General features: G+C 62.3%; 6 protein-coding genes. 1 reads left to right on the forward strand and 5 read right to left on the reverse strand.

Going from position 1 to position 4,207, the window contains the following annotated elements; translation table 11 throughout:
- Nucleotides 1–283, forward strand: a 283-nt coding sequence (locus tag HV670_RS29360; RefSeq protein ID WP_175108444.1) for an IS30 family transposase, incomplete at its 5' end; no start/stop codon positions are given.
- 326 nt (nt 284–609) lie between these two features.
- On the opposite strand, the gene HV670_RS29365 is transcribed toward HV670_RS29360, so the two are convergent.
- The 5 genes from HV670_RS29365 to HV670_RS30715 all read right to left on the reverse strand — a co-directional run.
- On the reverse strand, nt 610–2,076 hold the full coding sequence (locus HV670_RS29365) for a cryptochrome/photolyase family protein (protein ID WP_175108445.1): 1,467 nt from the start codon (nt 2,074–2,076) through the stop codon (nt 610–612).
- Between the two features lie 128 nt (nt 2,077–2,204).
- On the reverse strand, nt 2,205–2,858 hold the full coding sequence (locus HV670_RS31985) for a methyl-accepting chemotaxis protein (protein ID WP_175108446.1): 654 nt from the start codon (nt 2,856–2,858) through the stop codon (nt 2,205–2,207).
- Nucleotides 2,859–3,090: 232 nt separating this feature from the next.
- Complete coding sequence (locus HV670_RS29375) at nt 3,091–3,426, reverse strand: HVO_A0114 family putative DNA-binding protein (protein ID WP_246258104.1); 336 nt, start codon at nt 3,424–3,426, stop codon at nt 3,091–3,093.
- A gap of 5 nt (nt 3,427–3,431) precedes the next feature.
- Nucleotides 3,432–3,659, reverse strand: a complete 228-nt coding sequence (locus HV670_RS29380) for a toxin-antitoxin system TumE family protein (RefSeq protein ID WP_246258103.1) — start codon at nt 3,657–3,659, stop codon at nt 3,432–3,434.
- Nucleotides 3,660–3,944: 285 nt separating this feature from the next.
- The coding region (locus HV670_RS30715) for a hypothetical protein (RefSeq protein ID WP_217478559.1) at nt 3,945–4,207 on the reverse strand (263 nt) is incomplete at its 5' end.

The following is a 4,207-nucleotide window of genomic DNA, read 5'->3' on the forward strand; positions in this document are numbered from 1 at the left end:
GACCTGGGACCGAGGCAAGGAGATGGCCGACCATGAGCGCTTCACCGTCGCGACCGACATCAAAGTTTACTTCTGCGATCCACAGAACCCATGGCAACGAGGGTCGAACGAAAACACGAATGGGTTGTTAAGACAGTACTTCCCCAAAGGCCTCGACCTGTCGATTTACACCCAAGCCAATCTTAACGAGGTCGCTAAGAGGCTGAACGAACGACCGAGAAAAACACTAGACTTCGAAACACCGACAAAGCGATTTCATCAATGTGTTGCGTCCATCGGTTGAATCCGCACTCTCGAACGGCCATTCCAAGCGATCGGTGATGACCGACTATTGAGGGTCGCGTGCCGCCAATCGCTGTGAGACAGTAACCAGCCATGAAGCGTTGCCCGCCTTGGGCATCGGTTTGACGCTCGGGTGTCGGCTTCTGACTAGTTGCGCTTCGCGGTTGTCGATGGATCCGGGGTTGCCGCTCGGGCCGCCAGCCGCGAAGCCACATGCCGCGAGTGCACCGATCGTGGCGGCGAGCGCTGGGCAGGTTGCCAGTCGGGTCGATTGCATCGGTTCAGACAAACCCCGACTTGAGTTGACGGGCGACTGGGTTCAACGCACTAATTTTTCAGTGTCGCAAATGCGTCGAGCGCACGCCGACGCGCGGCACCGTGCTCGACGATCGGATACGGATAGGTGTCGCCGAGCGTCAGGCGCGCTGCGCGCAGCACCGCGTCTGGCGCACTCCATGATTCGTGAATCCACGCGGCCGGCATCGCGGCAAGTTCCGGTACCCAGCGCCGCACGTAGTCGCCTTGCGGGTCAAACTTTCGCCCCTGCTCGACGGGGTTGAAAATGCGGAAGTACGGCGCCGCGTCCGCACCGCAGCCGGCGACCCACTGCCAGTTTGCCGCGTTGTTTGCGGCGTCGGCGTCGACGAGCGTGTCCCAGAACCACGCCTCGCCCGCGCGCCAGTCGATCAACAGATGCTTGATGAGAAACGACGCGACGACCATCCGCACACGGTTATGCATCCAGCCCGTCGCCCACAGTTCGCGCATCCCTGCATCGACGAGCGGATAGCCGGTCTCGCCGCGTTGCCATGCGGCGAGACCGCTCGGATCGTCGCGCCACGGCATCGCTTCAAAGCGCGTCCTCACGTTTGCGACCGCGAGATCGGGATGGTGATACAGCAGGCTCGCGTTGAACTCGCGCCAGCCTAGTTCCGCGACAAACTTGTCGGTGTTGGTGTCGAGCGTCCCGCCGCGCGTGTGCGCGGCGGCGAGTGCCGCATGCCACACCTGTCGCGGCGACAACTGACCGAAGCGCAGATACGGCGACACACGGCTCGTCGCGGCGTGATCTGGACGATCGCGGTCGGCGCCGTATCCGAGCAGGTTGTCTGCGACGAACGCGTCGAGTCGCGCCAGCGCGTCCGCTTCGGACACACGCCACGTATTGCGTAGGCCGCCTGCCCAGTCCGGTGCGACCGGCAAAAGGCCGAGCGCGTCGACGTCCGTCGCGCACCGCGCGATGTCGGCCGGCGACGGATGGAAATGCCACTCGACCGGCTCCGCAAGCGGCGCCGGTACGGCCGCGCGGCGACGTGCTGCGCGCCAGTACGCCGAGAACACCTGAAACGGCGTGCCGGCGGCCGTCAGTACGTCCCACGGCTCGTTCAGCAGCGCGCCGTTGAAGCTCTCGACCGTCACGCCGCGCTCGCGCAGTGAGCGCTTCAGCGCGGCGTCGGTGTTGCGGCGGACATCGTAGCGTCGATTCCAATATACGGCCACCGCGCCGAGCGTATCGACGAGCCGCTCGATCGTGTCGCGTTCGTCGCCTTCGAGCACGACGAGCCGGCCCCCGCGTTTGGCGAGCGTCGCGTCGAGCGCTCGCAATGCTCCGTCGAGCCACCAACGCGCGGCGGCGCCCAGTGGGCGCGTGCTGCCGCCAGAGCGGTCGAAAACATACGCGCAGACGAGCGGCCGGCCGGTGCCCGCGGCATGCGCGAGCGCGGGATGATCGGTCACGCGCAGGTCGTCGCGAAACCAGACGAGCGCTGGGCGAACGGCCGAACCTATGCTCACGATGTATCCCCCAAATTGTCAGTTATTGTACGTATAGACCGCGCCCGATGGATTGTTCGGCGAGTTCAGGATCAGCCAGCGTGTGTGCGGGCCAATCGCGGCGCGCGGCTACGAAAGCCCATCGCAATTTAGCTGTGAATATTCGCGCATGTTCGGCGAGCCGCCAAAGCGGAACGTGAAGCGGCTACTCCCGAAGCGTTCTCGGCCAGCGACGCGGCCTGCCGTGCGTTTTCCGCGCTTTGGCGCACCGTACCGGCTAACCGCTCCATGCTCGACGCGGTTTCCTCAAGCGAGACTGCCTGTTCCTCGGTACGCTGAGACAGATCGTTGTTGCCTGCCGCAATCTCGTGCGCGCCGGTGGTGATGGATTCCGCCGAATGCTTGATGCGGCGGATGATCGTGGTCAGATGGTGCTTCATGTCACGCATCTCGGCAATCAGGTTCTCCTGATTGCCGGTGGGCGCATCGACCGCGATGGTCAGGTCGCCGCCCGCGATCTGCCTGCACAGATGCGCGGCATAATCGGGCTCGCCGCCGAGCGCCTGCTGAATCGAGCGGGACAGCACGACTATCCAGCCCAGCAAAATCACAAGCACGGCGACCAGAATCGCGATCACGGTGTAAACCGAGCGCTGGTGCTTTTGGGCCTGTTCGTTGCTCTGCTCGTCGAACTGGCTGACATCGTCGATCAGCGACTGTAGCGAAACCTGTATCGGCAGGAATTGCGAGTGATAGAGCGCGGTCACCTCGTCATTGGCGGTCTTGGGATCGATCGCGGCCAACTTGATGATTTCCTGCGATTGCTGGTCGTATGCATTCCAGCTGGTAACCACCTGGTTGAAGTGATCGCGGCCATAGATGCCCAAACCCGTCGTTTCAGTCTCTTAGCTTCGATCCAACGATCCAAGCAGCACAGAATAGGGCGCAGCAGGATGGGGCGAGCAAACACTTGTCGAATCGATCGGCAAGTGTCTAGGCGGCACTCCGACGATGATTTCCGTCATGCGGACGCCATCAAAGGGAAACTTCGGCAGTCAACGCGTCCCAAGGCGCACCAAGACGTCCGTTTTCCCGCACGACAAGACCAGCATTCTCCAGTATGGCAACGTCCTCGTGGACACGCTTATAGTCCCGATTCAGCGCGAGCGCCAACGCCTTTACGCTGTCCGCGCCTTCGCGATGCAGATGGCGCAGCACCTCAAGCCGTTTCGGCGACAGCGCGGCCAACATCTCTTCGAGCGATAGAAAGGTCACATGCCGCTCGTCGACCCTTTCGGCCGCCTGTGCGCGATTCCATGCTGACAGGAATCGCTTTCCCATGTCCCGCGCACCACCCACATGCACATTCATTTTGCTCACGATTCACCTCGCTCACGTTCAACATCATCGAGAAAATCAGCCATCATCTGCTCCATCGTCGAAAAAGCGTACGGCTCTTCGCGGTCGCGGTAGTGCCGGTGGTCGCTTTTGCCGCGCTCGTTGTCGTAGCCGATGATTCGCTGGCCGTCGCCCCCATAGAACAGGCTGTACTTCAGCCCGTGCGGTCTTTCAATGTCGCTGGCGGGCAATTGCCAGATGCGCATTTCGAGAATGGCACCGTCCGGATAGACGCTCCGGTCTTCGAACAACAGGGTGGCTTTCTTCGTATGGCATATGTTGCCATATGCATGGTTATGGCGTCAACCGCCATAGTTAGGGGCTCGATGCGGCAAGGCTGGAGGCAAAGAGTGTCCAAAACGGTCTATTGCCCCCGGTTCCCGGCTCAAGGCTGCGCGCTACGGCGCATGCTGCGGCATCACGCACAGCCCGGGAGCCGGACATGAACGAACTTGGATTCGTCACGATTAGCATGCACGAGCTCGAGCGTGTCAGGGGCCCGCGCGCCGGTCGACTCGCCCGATCCGGCCACGCTGAAGGGTAAGCGCACGCCGGGCCGCGCCGCGGAGGGCTTTCCAGAGGAGGAGAGCGCGTCGTGGACCGTAGAACCTGTCGATTGCCATCGGCCGCGCGAGAGTTTTACCGTATGCGGCCGGCGAACCCATCTTGAAGTCGATGGGCAATCGAATCAGTTCGATGCCGATGGTCGCCACTGATGCGGCAGCAGCTCTTCGATACGACTGGCCGCATGCGT

Origin of the sequence: Pararobbsia alpina, assembly GCF_902859895.1 — a bacterium.
Classification (GTDB): domain Bacteria; phylum Pseudomonadota; class Gammaproteobacteria; order Burkholderiales; family Burkholderiaceae; genus Pararobbsia; species Pararobbsia alpina.

Coding starts and splice junctions, on each gene's coding strand:
- HV670_RS29380 (WP_246258103.1), bottom strand. CDS start 3,659: ATGCGCATCTGGCAATTGCCCGCCAGCGACATTGAAAGACCGCACGGG.
- HV670_RS29375 (WP_246258104.1), bottom strand. CDS start 3,426: ATGAATGTGCATGTGGGTGGTGCGCGGGACATGGGAAAGCGATTCCTG.